We start from the raw sequence: 18,921 nt of genomic DNA, 5'->3' as shown, positions 1-18,921 counted from the left end.
AGTAGTCTGAAATAGTGATATTAGGGTCTTTAATACCTAGAATGTTTGTGATAAAATTGAATTGTTCCATATGATACCTTTCTAATGTGAATTTCGTCGCTTTTCATTATAAGTCATATGGGATTTTTTGTGTGAAGGATTTGTGTAGAAAAAGCCCTATAATCTCTTTAGTGGATTTACCCACTACAGAAATTATAGAGCCTTTATTGTGCACTTATAGTAACTAGAAAGATAATGACTATTCAGATAGCCTTAGATGCGTTTCTAAGCTTAATACAATAAAATGAGTAAAATTTTGTTTTCTGATGGCTTTTATTATTAAAAAAGTTTTTAATATATAACTTGTAAAAATTAATCATATATATTATTCTTAATAAAGGATGAGTTTTTTATTGGTAGCTTTACAACTGTACAACTTTGCTCTGGCGAAAGGTTTAGAATAGGAGATTACTATGCACGTTTTTTACAAAGGAAAACCAGCTGAAGTTTGGCAAATTGGGAATTCCAATAATCGCCTGATTGGGTTAATGAAGCATTTGAAAAAATTCTCTTTACTGGTTAGATGATCATTTACGCATCTTGCTACCTGCTTTGAAACCATCACTGAAAAAGGACTAGAACTCGGTGCAGTCGGTAGTATCGGTGGTGGTTTTGCAGGTTATGGTATGTACGTTTTGGGTTATCATGGTGATTATATAGACCGTACTAACCAGAGAGTTATTTCATCTAAAACTTTCCAAAAAGAATACCATTCTAGCTAGTTCTTAGTCTAGAAAATTTTTCTTGCTAATAAGATTTGCGACAAGGCATATTTTCAAACCACTAACTTACTCTATCCTGCTATATTAAAAGAAGATATGAAAAACCTACTAGATTGCAAACGGTCCAGTAGCCTTTTTTGTAGTAAAAATATCTCTTTAATTCAATTCACTTCATGTCCAAGTAAGATCGTCTCAATTCCAGCATTATCGACCACATAAACTGTATGAGGAAGAAAGGGATCATATAAATAAGGAGAGTCAACAGCTAGTCCGATTCCTGTTTTTTTATCAAAGAAATCAATAACTAACTTTCTTTGCTTGTTTTTCTTTAAATGAAAGATGAGAATACTATCTAAGGAAAAGACACCCTTAAGATTTTGATCTATTATTCGCCAAAAACTGTCTATAATTTCTGGAGCTATTGTGGTAGCCACTCCAAAACTAGCATATCTTTCTTTTGTATTTTGAAATGCCATAATGACTCCTTTTCTGTATAAGTAAAACACTCCAATTGGAGTGCCAGATGACTATTAACGATTCTTAAGTTCAAGATAACGTTTGTACCAAATATTAATATATGCTTTTGAAAAAGGACCCTTTTGATTATTAATCCAATCAACTAATATTTTTACATTTTCTTTTAAAATGAAGTCAATTTCTGATGGGTATTGCATTTTAATTTTGTGAATTTCATATTCATCAACATCAAGCAACTTTTTTTCCCCATCCGCAAATACTTTAACATCCAAGTCATAATCAATGTATTTTAGGGCCTCGCCATCCATTGTATAGGGNCTCGCAAGGTTACAATAATAAGAGACACCATTATCTCTAATCATAGCAATAATATTAAACCAATATTTCTTATGAAAATAAACAATGGCAGGTTCTCTTGTTACCCAACGCCTTCCATCGTTTTCAGTTACCAGGGTATGGTCATTGACTCCAATAAGAGCATTTTCAGTTATTTTTAGTACCATAGTATCACGCCAAGTTCGGTGTAAACTACCATCATGCTTATAACTTTGAATTGTAATAAAGTCACCTTCTTTAGGTAATTTCATGCCCTTCCAACTTTCTACAATTAAACTTATCAGATAGATTTTACCATATTTGGTAAATAAAATCACTCAATAAGAGCGACTTTATAGATAGTCTTGAAGAATCTTGTTAATAGCATCGCTTTCAAATCCCTTACGATAAAGAGCTTGAAAAAGTCTTTGCTTAAGGTCATAATTATCATGTTTTTTACTTAATTTTCGAAACTGTTTTTCAGCCTCCTTTTCAAGTAGAGCAGTATTATCATCTTCATCATCTTCAAATTCCAAGTCAGCGACAATACTTTTAGCTAGCTCATAATAAAATCCCTTATTTATAAGACTTTGTATTAACTTATCCTTCAGGGCTCTGTGGGGTAATTTATTTTGATATTTTTTCAGGACCTTATTAGCAACTTTTTCAGCTAATTGGTCGTAATTTTTCTGGGCTAGAGCGCTATCTATCAGACTGGTGGACAAACCTTTTTGGATAAGCTTTTGCTTAATAACAAGAGGACCTTTATCACCATTTAAATCATTTTGATTCAGATAAGCATCAAGGTATTTGTGATCATCAATCCATTTTTCATGCGTTAAATTACTAATAATCTTATCTATAATAGCCCCATCAATGTCATTTTTTAATAAATAATCCCTCACTTCTTTATCAGTTCTAGTTTGAAAGGAGATGAAATAAAGGGCTAAATTTTTACCATGTGAAAACTGAGTAAAGGCTTTGATTTCCTTTAAAGTTTCAGCAGAAATGTCCATCTCTTTACTTAACATAAAGCGAACAATGGTATCTTCCGTAACATAGAGTTTTTCTTCATTATCAAATTCTATAAGATAGAGTCTTTTTTTCTTTTCGATTTTACTTATTTTCATAGTCAATATTATATCAAATTAATGGTAAAATAGAGATTGAGAACCTTTTTAAAAGAGAAATTGACATAAAATATTGGGGAATTGTGAAAGTGATGGTTTATTTAAAAGAAAAACAAAGGATACCTTTAAAAATAAAGAGAATGGGGATTAATGGCGAAGGTATCGGGTTTTATAAGAAAACATTAGTTTTTGTGCGCGGTGCTCTAAAAGGAGAAGAAGTCCTTTGCCAGATTACCTCTGTCAGAAAAAACTTTGTCCAAGCAGAGCTGATTGCAATTAATAAAAAATCAAAACACCGTGTTCAACCCCAGTGTCCTATCTACGAGGAGTGTGGAGGTTGTCAAATTATGCACCTAGCTTACCCTAAGCAACTGGAATTTAAAGATGATTTGATTAAACAAGCCCTCAAAAAATTCAAGCCTCTTGACTATGAGCATTATCAGTTAAGGTCAACATTAGGTATGGAAGAACCATGGCATTATAGGGCAAAACTACAATTTCAAACCCGCTCATTTGGTGGTTCTGTTAAAGCAGGCTTATTTGCGGAAAGGAGTCATCAGTTAGTTAGTGTTAGTAATTGTTTAGTACAGGACAAGGATACCCAAGCGATTATTAATAAGGTGACCTATTTATTAGATAAATATAAATTACCTATTTATAATGAACGTCAGATAGCAGGGATTCGTACAGTAATGGTTCGTAAAGCGCATGCTAGTGGGCAAGTACAGCTTATTTTTGTTAGTAGTAAAGAAGTAACTTTGACTGCTTTGATTGGAGAATTGCGAGTAAGCTTTCCACAAATCAAAACAATTGCCCTCAATATCAATCCTTCAAAGTCTAGTGAGATTTATGGGAAAGATACTGAAATTCTTTGGGGACAAGGTAGTATTCAAGAAGACGTTTTGGATTATAGCTTTACCTTGTCACCGCGGGCTTTTTATCAGTTGAATCCCAAGCAAACAGAAACCTTGTATGCTCAAGTGGTTCAGGCCTTAGAAGTTGGAGCAAATGATCATATTATTGATGCTTATTGTGGAGTTGGCTCCATTGGTTTTGCCTTTGCAGACAAAGTCAAATCGGTACGAGGCATGGATATTATACCAGAAGCAATTGCGGATGCTAAGCAAAATGCGTCTGCTATGGGATTTGATAACTGTTACTATGAAACAGGTAAGGCAGAAGATATTATTCCTAAATGGTATGCGCAAGGCTACCGTGCTGATGCCATCATTGTTGATCCTCCAAGGACTGGTTTAGATGACAAGTTATTAAAAACTATCTTAGACTATCAACCACCAAAGATGGTTTATGTTTCCTGTAATACGTCAAGCCTTGCTAGAGATTTAGTTAGCTTAGCCAAGGTCTATCAGCTTGAATATATCCAATCTGTTGATATGTTTCCCCATACTGCAAGGACCGAAGCTGTGGTGAAACTACAAAAGAAGGAATCTGTGAAAGCTTAGTCCTTATTCACAGTTACCAATAGTTAGCAAGATAAAGCTTAGCTTTTTAGGCCGTCCTCTCAGTTTTCTTATAGCTCAAGAGAAATATATATAATGAAGAGATAGCTTGGGTATAACCTTGGCTATTTTTTTGTTCTAAAAAGGTATCTGACAGTACAATCAGATACCTCTTTTTGACATAAAGAAAGCTTAGCTTTAGAAGGTTAGTCTCCAGGATATAACTCCACTTGCTTAGCTAAAAAATCATGAAATTTTAGCTTATTAAGGTAAGAAATATACTCTAATAAGTGTTTGGTATTATCTTCTATAATATTATAGGAGAGATCAATAATAGGGACTGTAGAGATAACTTCTTTTTTGACAAAAGGAACCAGATGATGGTTGGTGACAATTAAGTCAGGATTGAGTCTCCTTATATCATAAAAATCATCTGTTAGGATGTAAAAAGGATAAAATTCAATATATTTTTTAGAAAAATGATTATCCATAAATTGAGTAAATAATTTAGCAGTAATAAAATCAGTAGATAATAGGACCAGCTTAAGAGGAGGTTGATTGCTTTTTAAGAAAAATTCCAGGTGATTACAAAATAAGTTAAGATGGTGGTAGTTAACAAGAACATCTTGTCCAAGATTTGTTTTCCACTTGATAACTATTTTTTGGATAGACTCCTTTAATAAGGAGTCTCCATTAAATTGATCAGAGAGAAAATAATTCTTTTCCGGAATGAAGGCTTGTAAATCAAAGATAAAATTTTTAGCAAAAGATATGATGATTTTAGCTAGTTCTTTATCTCTACTATCGGGGATTGCAAAGAGGGTCTTTATGGGATTAAAGAGTCCTTGAAAGTGTGTGTTTGTTTCAAAAATAGTTGAGTAGGAATCAATTTCTTCTAGGGACCATTCCTTGCTGGCAAAAGAATTATTGGCAAGAATATAGATTAAAAAAAGATAATCTAATTCAGAGGAGTCGAATTCTGGAAGGGAGAATTGAGGAATAGTATCTTTTATCCTAAGTGATAATTTCCGGTAAATAAAAAGTTCTTGCTTAAGCTTATTAAAAAGATCTGATTGAGGAAGCGTAACACCATAATGATGTCTCTTCCAAGTTAGAGTTAGGAGGGCATCATAAAAGGAAAAAGATTTTTTTAATAAAGAAGTTAATTTAAGATTGGAAGCACTGTTTTCTATAAAATAGTTGACAATAGCAGAGTCCTTTTCGTCAAATTGGTAAACTTCAAGGCCATATTCTGACTGAAGAAGAGCAATTAAAAATCGGATACGATATTCTTCACCAACAATAACGTTTTTATGTAATCCTAGCCTTACTTCTTTTAGGTAAGGAATGATAGCTTCTCTCATTCGATAGGCAGAAGCATTAGAAAGGAATTCTTTTTGGGCAAAGTAAGTTAGTGGCTTTTGACTTTTTTCATTTAAAATTAAAAAGCGTAATAAGCTTAGTACCTTTGATTCTGAATATAATTCCACCAAATAATCTTCTTTAAAGGATTCAACATAACTACAACTTATGGTTTGGTTTTGAATATAAATATTCAATCTATTAGGAAAGGAATCATTTAGTTCCTGACAATATTGCCTAATACGACTATAAGACAATTTACTCTTAAAGATGGTGTCAGAAACAGATACTGTTTTTTTATCTAAAAAAAAGGAAATTAACAATTTTTTATCGCTTATTGACTGTTCTAAGTATTTTTCTAACAATTTTTCCCACTCTCCTTACCATCTTAATCCCTTTAAAATGATAAATACAGATATTATAACTTATTCCACATTATAAATCAAACTTCCTCTGTTATCAGAAAGAAAGCGATTTTTCTCATTTCAACTTTAAATCAACCCTTATTTTGAGAAAATATCTGACTGTATATTATAGATTTATGGTCACTTAATTGTTACTATGTAGTACGTTGATGAAATATAAAATTGTTTAAAAAATTAAAAATCTTCCTAAGTTATAGGTTATAGATAGGAGAATTTAGGAATAAAAACAATTGAAAGTAAAGAAATTGGAGATAGAAATGAAAAAAGATACTGAAACGAAGAAAAGAAAATACGCTTTAAGGAAATCAAAGTTTGGTTTAGTACCAGTGGTGCTAGCTATATACATGATTTTAGGGACCTATTCTACTGTCTCAGCAGACCAAGTGGAAGCTTCTAGTGACTTGATGACTAGCAGTCAGATAGCAGAAGACCCGGCAGCAAACCTCTTAACAGCTATTAATCGAAAAGATGAAGTAACAGAAATGGCTAAAACCTATCAAGAACAAGGCTTTGAAGTTAGTCTTGAAGAAAGTACACTGGATTACTCAGGTGCCCATCAGGCTCCAGAACTTGTTGCTGAAATTAATAAAACTTATGATGAGCAGAAAGCTCAATTAGAAAAAGAAGTAGCTGCCTATCAAGCTCAAGAAAATGAATATAATACAAAATTAGCTAAGTATCAAGAAGAACAAGCACAGTATGAAAAGGACCTAGCAAATAAAGTTAAAATTGAAACTGAAAATGCTACACAAAAAAAGCTTTATGAGGAAGCTTCTAAGAAATATGAAGAAGATATAAAAAGTTTAGGCAATGACTATCAGTTTACAGCTGAAGATAAAAAAAGTCCTGAGAATAAAAATACTGATGACCTCAAGCTTTATGGAGAATTGGACCAAACTAAAACAAATAGTGTTGCCTTTTATCAACAGTTAAAGGTTAAGGCTGATTTAAAAAAGCTAGAAGCTCATTCTTTAAAGGGATCTTTGACTTGGAATAAGGAGACTGTATTTGAAAAAATAGGAGATTCTTATCAAATTTCAAGTGGCGATGCTTTAAAGAGTGAAACAAATAGAATTCATCATGCTACTAAATTAACAGGCTATAAGGAAAATGATGCTTTTATCCTAAGAAATGTTGGTGAAATTGAAACAGGTGACAAACTGGATTTAAAGGTAACCATTACCAAAATTGGTGACGGTTATGGTAGTAAAGATGAAACTGAAAAATTCAAGGTTGAACAAGCTCTCTATGTAGGAAAAGAATATGAGAAAAAGGCTGAGGATGCTGGTGCTATCGAATTTATCTATCGGAACCACCGAGACATGTCCTTTAAGTTTGAATTTTTAGTAGCTAATAAAGAAACAAAAATTTTATTAACTCAAGCTATTGGTGATATTGACCTTGGTCAGAAGATTTCCTTTGACTTTGGTAAGGATGGCAAAAAACTTTTTTCAATTCCAGAAAAATCAAAGATTACAAACGTTGATGATAAGTATAGCTCTGAAGACTCCTTCAATGTAGAAAATTTCAATATGACACCTCTAGGTACCATGTTAGCTATTGGGGTTGGTAAAGAAATGAACTATACCCATATTACAGAGGATAGTTATTATAATATGTCAAATACAGCTACAGGGAAAAAGCTTTCTGAAACTGAATTTGATAAACAAAAGTCTGACCTTATAAATAATGATAAACGCGTAGCTGGCATTCTCTTCTCACTTTTTGGGGACTCAGTAAAATTAAATGAAGTAGTAAAGCCTAAGGAACCTGTTGAGAAAATAGTAACAGAACCAAAAATTCCCATTAAACCTGAAGTCTTTTCAATTGCCAAGCCTAAACTTAAGCTTAAGCAATTTGTGATCAATTTTAAACCCTTAGTTGATATTCCTCTAATAATTCAAGCAATTCCACCTAAGGCAGAAGAATTGCTAGAGCCAATGCTTCCTTTACAACCGGCAATACCAAGTGTTACACCTCCTCCTGTCATGCAAGAAGAAATGGAAATTATTGTAGGAAGTGGTCCTGTTTTTGATATTTTTGAAGATAGTAGTACCGATTTAGTAGCTGGATCCCACAATCAGACTATTTCTACTCAAGAAAATAGGGACCCTATCTTTGAAGAAAGCTATGATACTTCCCAAGTTGAAATAAGTGAACAAAGTTTTCTGATAGAATTAACTGAAAATAGCCAATTAGAATTATCAGGTTTCTCTGGTGATGATATAGAGATTGAGGACAGTCTTGTAGATCCTATTATTCTAAGTGGTTCTAGTGACTTAATAGAAATTACAGAAGATAGTTCCTTGGAAGAGTCAGGTTCCTCTGGTGATGACATAGAAATTGAAGACAGCCTTGTAGCTCCTATTGTTACAATTGGTTCTAGCGATTTAATAGAAATTACAGAAGATAGTTCCTTAGAAATGTCAGGATCATCTGGTGATGATGTAGAAGTTGAAGACACACTTGTTAAGAAATCTTACCATTTTGACAATAAGTGGCCATTTGAAGAAGAAAAAGAAGAAGTTAAAGAAGTTCAGGTAGCTAAAGCAGAGAAAAAACAGACTAATAGCACACCCTTTATTTTCAAATCATCAAAAAATACTCTTCCTAAAACAGGCGATAGCAGACAAAATATCTTCCTTGCGACATTCTTTTTAAGTCTTGCTTTATTTGGATTATTAGGAAAGCTTGTAAACATTAAAAAGTAATTTCTTTATTTAATCTTAAAATTGCTTGCTCATATTTTAGAATCTACCACTTCCCAATTTCTTGATTGAGAAGTGGTATTTTTTCTCATAAAGCTATCAAAAAACTTAGTAAATGAGATATAATATAATAGTTGAAAATTTGGATAGCTTTAAAAGAGTTTGTAAGGAGTTGCTGGTTAAGCTGATTTGGCTTAATCCTATGCCTTTACTAAACAGCCTTAACTTAAATAATTAAGAGTTTAACACCTTACTTTGGAAAAGGAGATATATGTTTAAGAATAATAAATATAATATTACAGCAGTTTTGCTTTGGATGACTTATTTTTGTCATGGTATGCAGGCTATTATTATTTCTCAGAATGCCAGTTTTTTTGCAGGTAAATGGGGAGTTGAAGCTGCTACTGTTTTTGCAGTCATTGCTTGGACGGGATTAGGGAAAATTCTATTTTTAAGCTTTGCAGGCTTGCTTTCAGACAAATTTGGTCGTAAACCTATCGTTTTGCTAGGTTTACTGGGCTATGTGCTTATGTTTGGGACTTTCTTAATAGCTAGAGATATTTGGACAGCTAATATACTAGCTTTCATTGGTGGTGCTATGACTTCTTTGTATGATGGTTCCATTAATCCAGCCTTATTTGAAATATACCCCAAAGATAAGGCAACAGCATCACTTCTTAGTAAGACCTTTATTTCAATTTCCTCAATGCTCTATCCTCTCTTAGTAGCTTTTCTTGTTAGTCACAATATGCCTAGTGAGATTGGAATTATGGTTCCTTTTGTCTTGACTTCTTTAGTACTAATAGGGGTCCTAGTGTCACCTTTTCCTGATAATGATATCCGTAAGAATAAGAAGATTTCTGCAAGAGAAGCTATTCAAGTTTTGGAAGTCAATCAGAGTATTCAGCAGAAGGAAGCTAATAGCGAGAAACTTGGCTACCAGGATAAGGCAAAATTCGCTATTGATGGTCTAGCTTTTTCTGCCTTTGCTTTTACTATTTATTCCACTTTCTACTTGTTCCAACAAGCTTCTAAACTTTATGCGCAACAGGTTATCCATATGTCTGAGACAGCTGCCGCTTCTGTAACAGCATATTATCAACTAGGTGGGCTCTTAGCGACACTTGTTTTTTCAGTTTTAATGGCGCGTGGTATTCGTGATATTGTCCTCTTGGTGTTTAGTCCTATCTTTGCAGCTTTAGCAGCTCTATTGGTTTATTTTATGCCAGGGGCTATTACATTAACCTTTGCAGGTATTATTATTGGTTTCTTTGCAGGAGGGGGATTATTACAGATCGGCAATGCTGTTTTAAATCAATTTTTTGATAAAAACAAGGGGCGCAACACAAGCATTTATTACTTTGTGATGGCAATAGGTTCTTATCTTGTCCCATTACTTGCTTCGAAATTAATAGCTCTTAATAGGGTTGATTTAATTATGCTTTTTGTATCACTCTGTGGCTTTGCTTCTGCTGGCTTGATGATTTTTATGGGCAAACGCTATAGTCATATCTTTGGTGTTTCAATTTTTTCTAGTTCAAAAAGAAGGTAACTTCTTTCAAAATGCAGTAGCATGTTAATCTTATTTAGACTAATTTAAAACTTAAAGAAAACTTAAAAACAAATCTGTTTGCAGCTTTAGAGTGGTAAATAATGCCTTGTTTTGCTATGCTTAGTCACATAGAAAATATAAATGATAGGAAGACAATGTTTACACACTTTATTAATATGATTTTAAACCAGTATGGTTTTTATGCTTTTCTCTTGATATTTACTATTATCTTTATTGAGACGGGTTTGGTATTTTTCCCCTTTCTACCAGGAGATTCACTTTTGTTTATGACCGGTGCTTTTATTGCTAAGGGACATTCCAATCCATTAGGTTTTATTTTGTTTTTAGCACTGGCTGCGATTTTGGGAGACTATATCAACTATTCTTTAGGAAGAAGGTACGGGTTAAGCTTACGACATATTCCTGTTCTCGGAAAGTTTATTAAAGATAGTCATATTGCAGAAACTGAGAATTTTTTTAGGCGCTATGGAAATTTAGCAATCACCTTTGGTCGCTTTGTCCCCATTGTTCGAACCTTTATCCCTTTTATTGCAGGGATTGGGAAAATGGAGCGTAAGCAATTTTTGATCTTTAATTGCTTAGGTGGTTTGTCTTGGGTTCTTATAGGAATTTTAGCTGGTTTCTTTTTTGGAAGTATTGCTTTTGTCCAGACCCATTTTGAAATGATTATGTTGGCAATTATTTTTATCTCAGTCTTGCCTATTTTGGTAATGCTTCTTAGAAAAGCTGAAAAAGAGAATGTTTAGCACTTAGTGTGACATTCTTTTTTTATAGTAATCGGAGTCCTTTTTATAAGGGACTTTTTAAATTTTCTAGACAAGGAGCATTAAATTAAATTATCAGATTTATATAAAAAACAACTCTTTCTTTATTATTAAAAAGGTCAGTAAATTATATAATTCTTAAGTTCAAATAATTTGATTAATTAAAGTTTTTGACATTAAAAATAAAAAAGCGAGTGTTTAAAAGTATATAAAGTGTTTTTTTGTGTTACAATTGTGGTGTAAAATTCTGACAAAAAGAATATTGAGAAAATTAAAAATGGATAAAAAGAAATTTAAAAAGTTGAAAACAGAAGAATTATTAGAAATTATGCTCCAGCAGCAAAAGACCATAGAAGAGCAAGCGAGAAAAATTGAGGAACTGGAGCACTCTTTAGCAGAAAAAAACTTAAAAATAGATAAATCAGGTTCAATTGCAGAAGCAGCCTTGGCCTTGAATGATATTTTTGAAAAAGCTCAAGCTGCGGCCGACCAATATCTTTTGAATATTAAAAGTAATCAAGAAGCACAGGAGGATAAAAAAGATGTCTAAGTTATCTTTTTCAAGTGATGAGCTAGCAGATGAATTGCAACGCATCAAGTACCGACGACGCTTTTGGATTGCACTGCGTAACACCTTGTATGTGCTCTTTGCAGTGGCGGGTTTGGCAATCTTGATTGCCGTTATTTGGTTACCTGTTTTACGCATTTATGGTAGTTCTATGAATAAAACCTTAACTGAGGACGATATTGTCCTTACACAAAAAGGGGCTTCTGTAAAGAAAGGAGATATACTAGCTTTCTATTATAATAATAAGGTTTTGGTCAAGCGTGTTATTGCTAAGTCAGGGGATTGGGTCACTGTTGATTCACAAGGAGATGTCTATGTTAATCAGAAAAAATTAAAGGAACCATATTTGCAGCATAAAGCACTTGGTGAAAGTAACATAAAATATCCTTACCAAGTACCAGACCAACAAATTTTTGTTATGGGAGATAATAGGAAAACCTCAATTGATTCTCGAAATACTGCAGTCGGCACTGTTTCGCAAGAACAAATTATCGGGAGAATATTCTTTAAAGTCTGGCCCTTACAAAAGTTAGGTCCAATTAGTCAATAAAGAAAAAGGGGAGGGAGAGATTTGAAAAAATCAAGCAAAGTTAACCTAAAAAAGGTTCTAGATTTTATATTTACTAAGAAAGCTAGAACGATAAAGTGGGCCTTAGTCCTGTTGACAGCATTTTTAGCTACTTATTTACTCATTTTACCAGCTATTACTATTGAAGACAGTCATGCTTCAGATGCTGGGATAAGTTTAGAAGAAGGTAAGCAGTCAAAAGAAACTAAAGCTCCTATAAAAACCGAGTCGTCTCAAGTAAGTAATCAAGAAGGGTCACTAGCTAATCAAGCTCCAAGCACTCAAGCAAGTGTAGACCAGCAGGCACCTCAAAAGCCGGAATTCTTGGAGGGCCCCTTAACTTATCGTGGCAAGGATTTCACCATGACTGTGACAATTAGTCCTGATGCAAAGATTTCTAAGGATGCAACTTTGGATGTAGCAGAAATCACTCAAGCAGATGTGGCTTATCAATCCTATAAAGATACAGCTATTAATAAGGTTGACAAGCAAGAGTCAGATATAAAAAGGATTCATCTTTATGATATTCGTCTCTTAGATAAGTCTGGTGAGATTGAACCAAGTGCACCTGTAAAGGTTGAAGTTTCTTATGATAAACCTTTAAAAACTGAACAAGAAAAAGTGAAGGTCGTCCATTTTAAAGATGATGGGCAAACAGAGGTTCTAGGTTCTAAAATAACAGATGAAACTAAGACAACTTCAAGTGATGTTGCCTTCAAAACAGACTCATTTTCTGTTTATGCCATTATTCAAGAAGATGGAGCACAAGTTCCCATAGCTACCTATCATTTTGAAAATACAGATGGTAGTGACTATACCTTTTTAACTTCTTCTGGACAAAAAGCTCATGAACAGCTTTTACGCGATCAAGATACGATCAAGGCCGTGGGAATTCCAATTGTTCAGGGAAATCAACATTTTAATGGTTGGTTTACATATGACAAAACAACTAATACTTACGGAGAGCAGGTCTATTTTGAAACACCAATACCTGTTACTAAGACAGAAGATATTTATGTTAGACCAAGTTTTGGTGCGATTGCCCACGTAACTTTATTTGATGATGAAGAAGGGAAAATAATCCTTCAAAAGCAACAAGTTGTCTTAAATCAAAGTGGGGTAGGAACCATTGATTTGACAGAATTTTCAGTTGTGCCTCCAAAAGCTACTGAAAAGTTTGCTGGTTGGTCAACTTCAATTAAAGGAACTCCTATAAGAGGAGATGAGGCTAAAAATTATAAGGTTACCCAAGATGTTAAACTTTATCCGATTTTTAAGGAATCTAAGAAGGTTGAATTTAACACAGGTGATTTGAAGAATGGTTCTACTTACATTGCTCCTAAATTAGTTCTAGTTGGTGATACGGCAGCAAGTATTAAACCACCAGATCCAACACGTCCCAACTATAAGTTTGCTGGTTGGTATACAGCAGCAACTGGTGGAAATGCCTATAATTTTGATAGCCCGGTTAATACAGATTTAACCTTATATGCTCATTGGACACCTGCTTCAACTAAATATACAGTTGTTTTTTGGCAACAATCTGCTACTGATAACAAAGCAGCAACAGATGACCAAAAAACTTACGAATATACTGGTCAGGAAACTAGGTATGGACTAGCTCTTAGCTCTGTAGCTTTAACAACAAGTGATAAGACGCCAAAACAAGGATTTAAATTAAATACGATAAGAACACAGATAAGTGATACCGTTAAAGATGATGGTTCAACAGTGTTAAATGTCTACTTTGATCGAAAGCTGATTACAATGCAATTTTTATCAGATTCGTCTTATATAAATTATTATGGAATACCGGCACTAAATAATTCAATTTGGTCTAACCCTACATATGTTAAAACCATTTCAGGTTTATATGGAACCTCTCTTCAGGCAAATAATTATAATTGGCCAAATGGGAACTATGCTTGGACTTATTATGCTAGTGGAGGTGGTTCAGGAGGGATGAGTTTCTTGGGTGATTTCATTCTTCCATCAACTGTTGCGACAGCTGTAACTGGCTATGAAGATGGCACTATTATAAGACTATACCCAAATGGAACAAAGACTCAAACTTATAGATTTTACAAGCAAAACTTAGATGGTTCTTATAATCTAACTCCAACAGATGTTGGTATTGGCTATAATGCTAGTCTCTTCACCTTTACAGAAAAGTATACAGGGTTTTCAGTAGCTCTTTATCGTAGACTTTATTATGATACTACAGCCTATGAACAATATACGAATGTATCAGATGGTAATAAAGTCGGGTTAAACTACAACTATTATGATAATACGGGATATTACAGAACAGGCTATCTTGGTTTAGACGTTCGCTTTGAACGTAAAAGTTATCAAATCCATTATCTAGATCCATTTGACGAATCAGAACTACCAAACTTCCCAACTGTAAGTGTTAAATATGAGGCGGCCATAGCACTTTATAAACCAAATACTCAAAGTGAGCAACCAATACCAAATAAACCAGGATATGAATGGGATGGTAAATGGTACAAAGATAAGGCTCAGACAGAAGAAGTTAGCTGGACAGGTACTATGCCAGCACATGACCTTAAAGTTTATGCAGGATGGAAAAAAATTCTATACAAGATTACAATTGACCCAGGAATGGGACAATTAAATGATTCAGAAAAAACATATTTTGAACTAGGTTATGGAGAAAAAATTCCAGAGTATTCTGATATTACTCGTAATTATGTAGAAGATCCAAGCGGAACCTATTACTACAGATACGATACAAGAAGCAGTGCTACAGCAGCTACAGATCAAAGAAATGCTCACTATACAACTGATTCAACAGAGCCCAATATTGACAAATCAAAGCGTTACAAACGTGAAGATAATACTTATCAGTTGGTGGGTTGGTACTATGTTAATGATGATGGTTCTATAAGACCCTATACCTTCTCAGGAGCAGTTACAAAAGATATTAATTTAAGAGCTGTTTGGCGTAAGGTTGGGGAATACCATATTACCTACAGTAATGATGCGGTTACGACAGATGGAAAAGAATTAAAAGCAGAGGATGGAAGTAGGGTACAAACAAGCAATGCTCCAACTGATCCAAATAGCTATGATGATCAATCAAGTTCTTCTATCCTACACCGACCAACCATTCCTAATGGTTATCGCTACAGAGGTTGGTATTATAATGGCCAACTTTACAATCCCTATGATGCCATTACTGTACTTGCCAATTTAGCAGATGCTAATAAGTCAATTACCGTTTATCCTGCTTTAATTCCGATTAGCTCCATTGCCTTAGAAGATACTCATCTTACCTTTGATGCTAATGGTGGAAAAACCCTAGATGGTAAAGACACAACTGTCTTAGACCACCTACTCCTCAACAGCACTGTTAATGCTCTATCTGCAGATAAATTTATACGTGTGGGTTATGAGCTTATTGGTTGGAACCATAGTAAGGATCTCGCTAATGAAGGTGAAGTTGAGTTTACACCAGGTCAGACTATTGGGATTGATAATCAACCTGATGTCGCAAACACTTTATATGCAGTTTGGAAACCTAAAGAATATACCGTTACAATAACAAAAAAGGTTGTTGGCCTAGATGAAGATAAAACAAAAGATTTTGTATTTAGTCCAAGTGATACACTTCAACAGGAAAATTTTGGTCTAAAAGACGGAGAAACAAAGACCTTTACGAAGGTTCCTTATGGTGCTAGTGTTAAGGTAGATGAGCAAGAGTATAAAGAATTTGACTCTAAAGAAGAAGTTAAAGAGACAAATTTGGCAGACGGTAGCCCAGACAAAACATTTGCTGCTGATAATAGGACAAATTTCACAGTTGAAGGTAATGTGGCTATCACTTTTACTAATACTCGTAAAGCTCAAAATGTAAGACTGCAAAAAGTGTCTATCGAAGATCTTTCTAAGCCTTTGATGGGAGCTAGCTTTGACATTTCACAAGCAGATGCTAATGGTGCTAAAAAGCCAACTCCACTCTATTCAAATGTAGTTGCAGGTGATAATGGTTATTTGAGACTTGACCAGTTAAATGAATTCCAATTACCCCTTGGTAAATACTTCATTACTGAAACGAAAGCTCCAGATGGCTATCAGTTAGCTCCAAATGACATGATAATGTTAGTTACAAGTTCTGGTGTTACCCTTAGCCAAGATAATAATGCCAGTCCACTTGATAGGCAGCTTACAGCTGATCAAGATGTTGTTTTTAACTTTAAAATCACTAATTCTCGAGGAACAGAACTACCAAGTACAGGTGGAATTGGCAAAGAAGTCTTTATCCTTATTGGACTTGCCTTGATTATTCCGTCAGCAACCATATTGTATAAGAGAAGGAAAAATGTATTGTAAACAATACGAGGGAAAAATATTATGAAAAAACAAATTTTAACAGGGATATTAAGTGCTAGCTTATTGTTTGCTCCACTAACAGCAGCTATATCAGCTGTTCATGCAGCTACTACTGGTTCAATTACTATTTTAGGAACGCAAGCCAATGCAACATATAAGGCTTACAAACTCTTTGATGCTACAGTAGCAGATGCCTCATCAAATAATGGCGGAGTATCTTATACTATTCCAAATGGGATAGATTATACTGATACTGGTATTAGCACTGTGTTTGACTTATCAAAAAATGGAACAGTCACTTATGTGACCCGAAAAGCAGGTGCAACTGATGCTGAAATTGCTGACTGGGCTAAAAAAGCCAGTGCTAAATTAAGTGCATCAGTGACACAGAAAGAAACAGGAACAGATGGTAAGGAAACTTTGCCAGTAGATTATGGCTACTATTATATTGCTAGTGATGTTAATAGTGGTTCCACAGTTATGTTAACCTCTGCTTCACCTGATGCAACTATCCATGAAAAAAATACGAGTTCTGGGTGGGGCAACGGTGGCAAAAAAACAGATAAGACATCCTATAATGTAGGAGATACAATAACATATACTATCACCTATGATAATGCTGTGAACTATAATGGTTCTGAGAAAGTCTATCAATATGTTTTAAGTGATGATATGCCAGACGCTTCAGCTGTGCAACTCAATAAAGACTATAAAGTAACAGTGACTGATTCAAATGGTGTTGAAACGGTATTAACAAAGGCAGATGCTGCAGCCACTAAAACTTATCAAGTCACTGAAAATGGGAATAATTTTAATTTAACAATTCCATGGGCAGCAACAAAAACACAAAATGCTGATAGCAATCTTGGAGGAGCTGATGACTTTTATTATCATGGTATTAATAAAATAACAGTTACTTATACTGGGGTCTTAAAAAGTGGTGCTGAAGAAGGATCTGTAAATGCAACGACCAATAAAAATACTGCTCGTATCATGCCAAATTTAGTACCTTTAAATAGCGATCCAGGAAAAGATGCCTTTGTCCATGATGGTCAAATTACTATCACTAAAATTGATGGAGACACTAAAGAAAAATTAAAAGGAGCAGAATTTGTTCTTATTAACAAGGACAATAAATACCTAAAATTTGAAAAAGATTCAGAAAAAGTAGAATGGGTTTCAGACCTTGCACAAGCAACTAAGTATACAACAGATGCCAATGGGTCAGTAGTTATTTCAGGACTTGCTGAAGGAGACTACCAATTACATGAGACCAAAGCACCAGAAGGTTATAATCTCCTAAAGGATTCAACAACAATTAGTCTTAAAAAAACAAACAATACTGCAGCTAATGACACAAATGATGGACTTTTAGCAACTTCAACTATTGAAAACAAAAAAGGTGAAGAACTTCCTTCAACAGGATCATTTGGAACTAAGGTAATGTATTTAGTCGGTTCAAGCTTAATTATTGGCGCTGGCGTAGTTGTAGTAGCCAGACGTCGTGCAGCTGAATAGAGATAGCTAAAAAAGGTAATACATCAAAAAGGAAAAGCAGGATGCAAGTTATAAAAAAAAATAGAGTATCGATAGTACTGATAAGCTTAATCCTAATTGGGATAGGCCTTGTTAGCTATCCTTCCTTATCCAATTATTGGAATTCTTTTCATCAAACTCAGGCGATTTTAGAGTATCAAAAACAAGTTACAAAACTAGATACTAAGTCATATGAAAAGATTATTTCAAATGCTAAGGATTATAATAAGCAATTCTTGTCTTCCGGTATTAAGTGGCAAATGACTGATAAGGAGCGAGAAGACTATAATTCCCAATTGAAAATTGACCAAAGCGGCATTATGGGGCAATTGAATATACCGAAAATTAATCTTCAATTACCAATCTATCATGGAACCAATAAGTCAGTTCTTAATAATTCTATTGGACACTTAGAAGGAACAAGTTTACCAGTAGGTGGGGAGTCAACCCATTCTGTTTTATCAGGTCACAGAGGATTACCTTCTTCTCGACTCTTTACTGATTTAGATAAGCTAAAAATAGGTGACAGGTGGACCCTTAATATTTTAAATGAAACCTATACCTATGAAGTTGATCAAATTAGAACAGTCCTTCCAAAAGATTTAAGTAACATTCAAATCGAAAAAGGAAAAGACTATCAAACTCTCTTGACGTGCACACCTTACGGTGTTAATACTCATCGCCTGCTTGTCAGAGGTCATAGAGTAGCAAATAAAAACGGAAAAGCATTAGTAGTGGCTGATGCTATCCAAATTGAACCGTCTTATATAGCTCCGATTATTGGCCTGATAATTATTTTAATCTTACTATCAATTTGGGGAATTAATGCTTACTTAACAAGACAAAGAAAAGGTGTATTAAAAGAAGCTAAAAGTTCTGTCAACTAAGAGAATAGCTAACAAGGGAAAGTCATTTGAT

The 18,921-nt window shown here is 34.1% G+C and carries 13 protein-coding genes and 1 pseudogene; 10 read left to right on the top strand and 4 right to left on the bottom strand.

Annotated elements, in window-relative coordinates:
- Positions 1 to 452: 452 nt before the first annotated feature.
- Positions 453 to 761, top strand: a pseudogene (locus A3GU_RS10105) (hypothetical protein).
- Positions 762 to 922: 161 nt separating this feature from the next.
- Here A3GU_RS10105 and A3GU_RS0107720 read toward each other — a convergent pair.
- The 3 genes from A3GU_RS0107720 to recX form a co-directional block, all read right to left on the bottom strand.
- Positions 923 to 1,237, bottom strand: a complete 315-nt coding sequence (locus A3GU_RS0107720; RefSeq protein ID WP_018366971.1) for a DUF960 domain-containing protein — start codon at positions 1,235 to 1,237, stop codon at positions 923 to 925.
- A 54-nt stretch (positions 1,238 to 1,291) separates the two neighbouring features.
- Entirely contained in the window at positions 1,292 to 1,825 is a 534-nt protein-coding gene (gene ntdP, locus A3GU_RS0107715) for a nucleoside tri-diphosphate phosphatase (protein WP_018366970.1), read from the bottom strand.
- An 81-nt stretch (positions 1,826 to 1,906) separates the two neighbouring features.
- Complete coding sequence (gene recX / locus A3GU_RS0107710; RefSeq protein ID WP_018366969.1) at positions 1,907 to 2,683, bottom strand: recombination regulator RecX; 777 nt, start codon at positions 2,681 to 2,683, stop codon at positions 1,907 to 1,909.
- 92 nt (positions 2,684 to 2,775) lie between these two features.
- On the opposite strand from recX, the gene rlmD reads away from it, so the two are divergent.
- Complete coding sequence (gene rlmD / locus A3GU_RS0107705; RefSeq protein ID WP_040805647.1) at positions 2,776 to 4,146, top strand: 23S rRNA (uracil(1939)-C(5))-methyltransferase RlmD; 1,371 nt, start codon at positions 2,776 to 2,778, stop codon at positions 4,144 to 4,146.
- Positions 4,147 to 4,349: 203 nt separating this feature from the next.
- On the opposite strand, the gene A3GU_RS0107700 is transcribed toward rlmD, so the two are convergent.
- Complete coding sequence (locus tag A3GU_RS0107700; protein WP_018366967.1) at positions 4,350 to 5,870, bottom strand: helix-turn-helix domain-containing protein; 1,521 nt, start codon at positions 5,868 to 5,870, stop codon at positions 4,350 to 4,352.
- Positions 5,871 to 6,187: 317 nt separating this feature from the next.
- Here A3GU_RS0107700 and A3GU_RS09740 point away from each other — a divergent pair, with 317 nt between their 5' ends.
- The 8 genes from A3GU_RS09740 (at position 6,188) to A3GU_RS0107660 (ending at position 18,890) form a co-directional block, all read left to right on the top strand.
- Positions 6,188 to 8,641, top strand: coding sequence for a YSIRK-type signal peptide-containing protein (locus A3GU_RS09740; protein ID WP_018366966.1), 2,454 nt, complete (start codon positions 6,188 to 6,190; stop codon positions 8,639 to 8,641).
- Positions 8,642 to 8,909: 268 nt separating this feature from the next.
- Complete coding sequence (locus A3GU_RS0107690) at positions 8,910 to 10,190, top strand: MFS transporter (RefSeq protein WP_018366965.1); 1,281 nt, start codon at positions 8,910 to 8,912, stop codon at positions 10,188 to 10,190.
- Positions 10,191 to 10,345: 155 nt separating this feature from the next.
- Positions 10,346 to 10,957 carry a DedA family protein gene (locus A3GU_RS0107685; RefSeq protein WP_018366964.1) on the top strand — a complete coding sequence of 204 codons (612 nt, stop codon included), beginning with the start codon at positions 10,346 to 10,348 and terminating at the stop codon, positions 10,955 to 10,957.
- A 295-nt stretch (positions 10,958 to 11,252) separates the two neighbouring features.
- Positions 11,253 to 11,525 (top strand): hypothetical protein, encoded by a 273-nt coding sequence (locus tag A3GU_RS0107680; protein ID WP_018366963.1) that lies wholly within the window; start codon positions 11,253 to 11,255, stop codon positions 11,523 to 11,525.
- Positions 11,518 to 12,093, top strand: a complete 576-nt coding sequence (lepB, locus tag A3GU_RS0107675; protein ID WP_018366962.1) for a signal peptidase I — start codon at positions 11,518 to 11,520, stop codon at positions 12,091 to 12,093. Before A3GU_RS0107680 ends, lepB begins: the two co-directional genes overlap by 8 nt.
- 21 nt (positions 12,094 to 12,114) lie before the next feature.
- Positions 12,115 to 16,467: an InlB B-repeat-containing protein gene (locus tag A3GU_RS0107670; protein ID WP_018366961.1), complete on the top strand. Its 4,353-nt coding sequence runs from the start codon at positions 12,115 to 12,117 to the stop codon at positions 16,465 to 16,467.
- Between the two features lie 21 nt (positions 16,468 to 16,488).
- On the top strand, positions 16,489 to 17,985 hold the full coding sequence (locus tag A3GU_RS10360; protein ID WP_018366960.1) for a SpaH/EbpB family LPXTG-anchored major pilin: 1,497 nt from the start codon (positions 16,489 to 16,491) through the stop codon (positions 17,983 to 17,985).
- 41 nt (positions 17,986 to 18,026) lie between these two features.
- Positions 18,027 to 18,890, top strand: coding sequence for a class C sortase (locus A3GU_RS0107660; RefSeq protein WP_018366959.1), 864 nt, complete (start codon positions 18,027 to 18,029; stop codon positions 18,888 to 18,890).
- Positions 18,891 to 18,921: the final 31 nt, after the last annotated feature.

It is taken from the genome of Streptococcus didelphis DSM 15616 (genome assembly GCF_000380005.1).
Lineage (GTDB): Bacteria > Bacillota > Bacilli > Lactobacillales > Streptococcaceae > Streptococcus > Streptococcus didelphis.
The sequence above is the reverse complement of the archived record's forward strand: the minus strand, read 5'-3'. Positions and strand labels throughout refer to the sequence as shown.

Coding starts and splice junctions, on each gene's coding strand:
- A3GU_RS0107680 (WP_018366963.1), top strand. CDS start 11,253: ATGGATAAAAAGAAATTTAAAAAGTTGAAAACAGAAGAATTATTAGAA.
- A3GU_RS0107690 (WP_018366965.1), top strand. CDS start 8,910: ATGTTTAAGAATAATAAATATAATATTACAGCAGTTTTGCTTTGGATG.
- A3GU_RS0107685 (WP_018366964.1), top strand. CDS start 10,346: ATGTTTACACACTTTATTAATATGATTTTAAACCAGTATGGTTTTTAT.
- lepB (WP_018366962.1), top strand. CDS start 11,518: ATGTCTAAGTTATCTTTTTCAAGTGATGAGCTAGCAGATGAATTGCAA.
- A3GU_RS0107660 (WP_018366959.1), top strand. CDS start 18,027: ATGCAAGTTATAAAAAAAAATAGAGTATCGATAGTACTGATAAGCTTA.
- A3GU_RS09740 (WP_018366966.1), top strand. CDS start 6,188: ATGAAAAAAGATACTGAAACGAAGAAAAGAAAATACGCTTTAAGGAAA.
- A3GU_RS0107720 (WP_018366971.1), bottom strand. CDS start 1,237: ATGGCATTTCAAAATACAAAAGAAAGATATGCTAGTTTTGGAGTGGCT.
- recX (WP_018366969.1), bottom strand. CDS start 2,683: ATGAAAATAAGTAAAATCGAAAAGAAAAAAAGACTCTATCTTATAGAA.
- rlmD (WP_040805647.1), top strand. CDS start 2,776: ATGGTTTATTTAAAAGAAAAACAAAGGATACCTTTAAAAATAAAGAGA.
- A3GU_RS10360 (WP_018366960.1), top strand. CDS start 16,489: ATGAAAAAACAAATTTTAACAGGGATATTAAGTGCTAGCTTATTGTTT.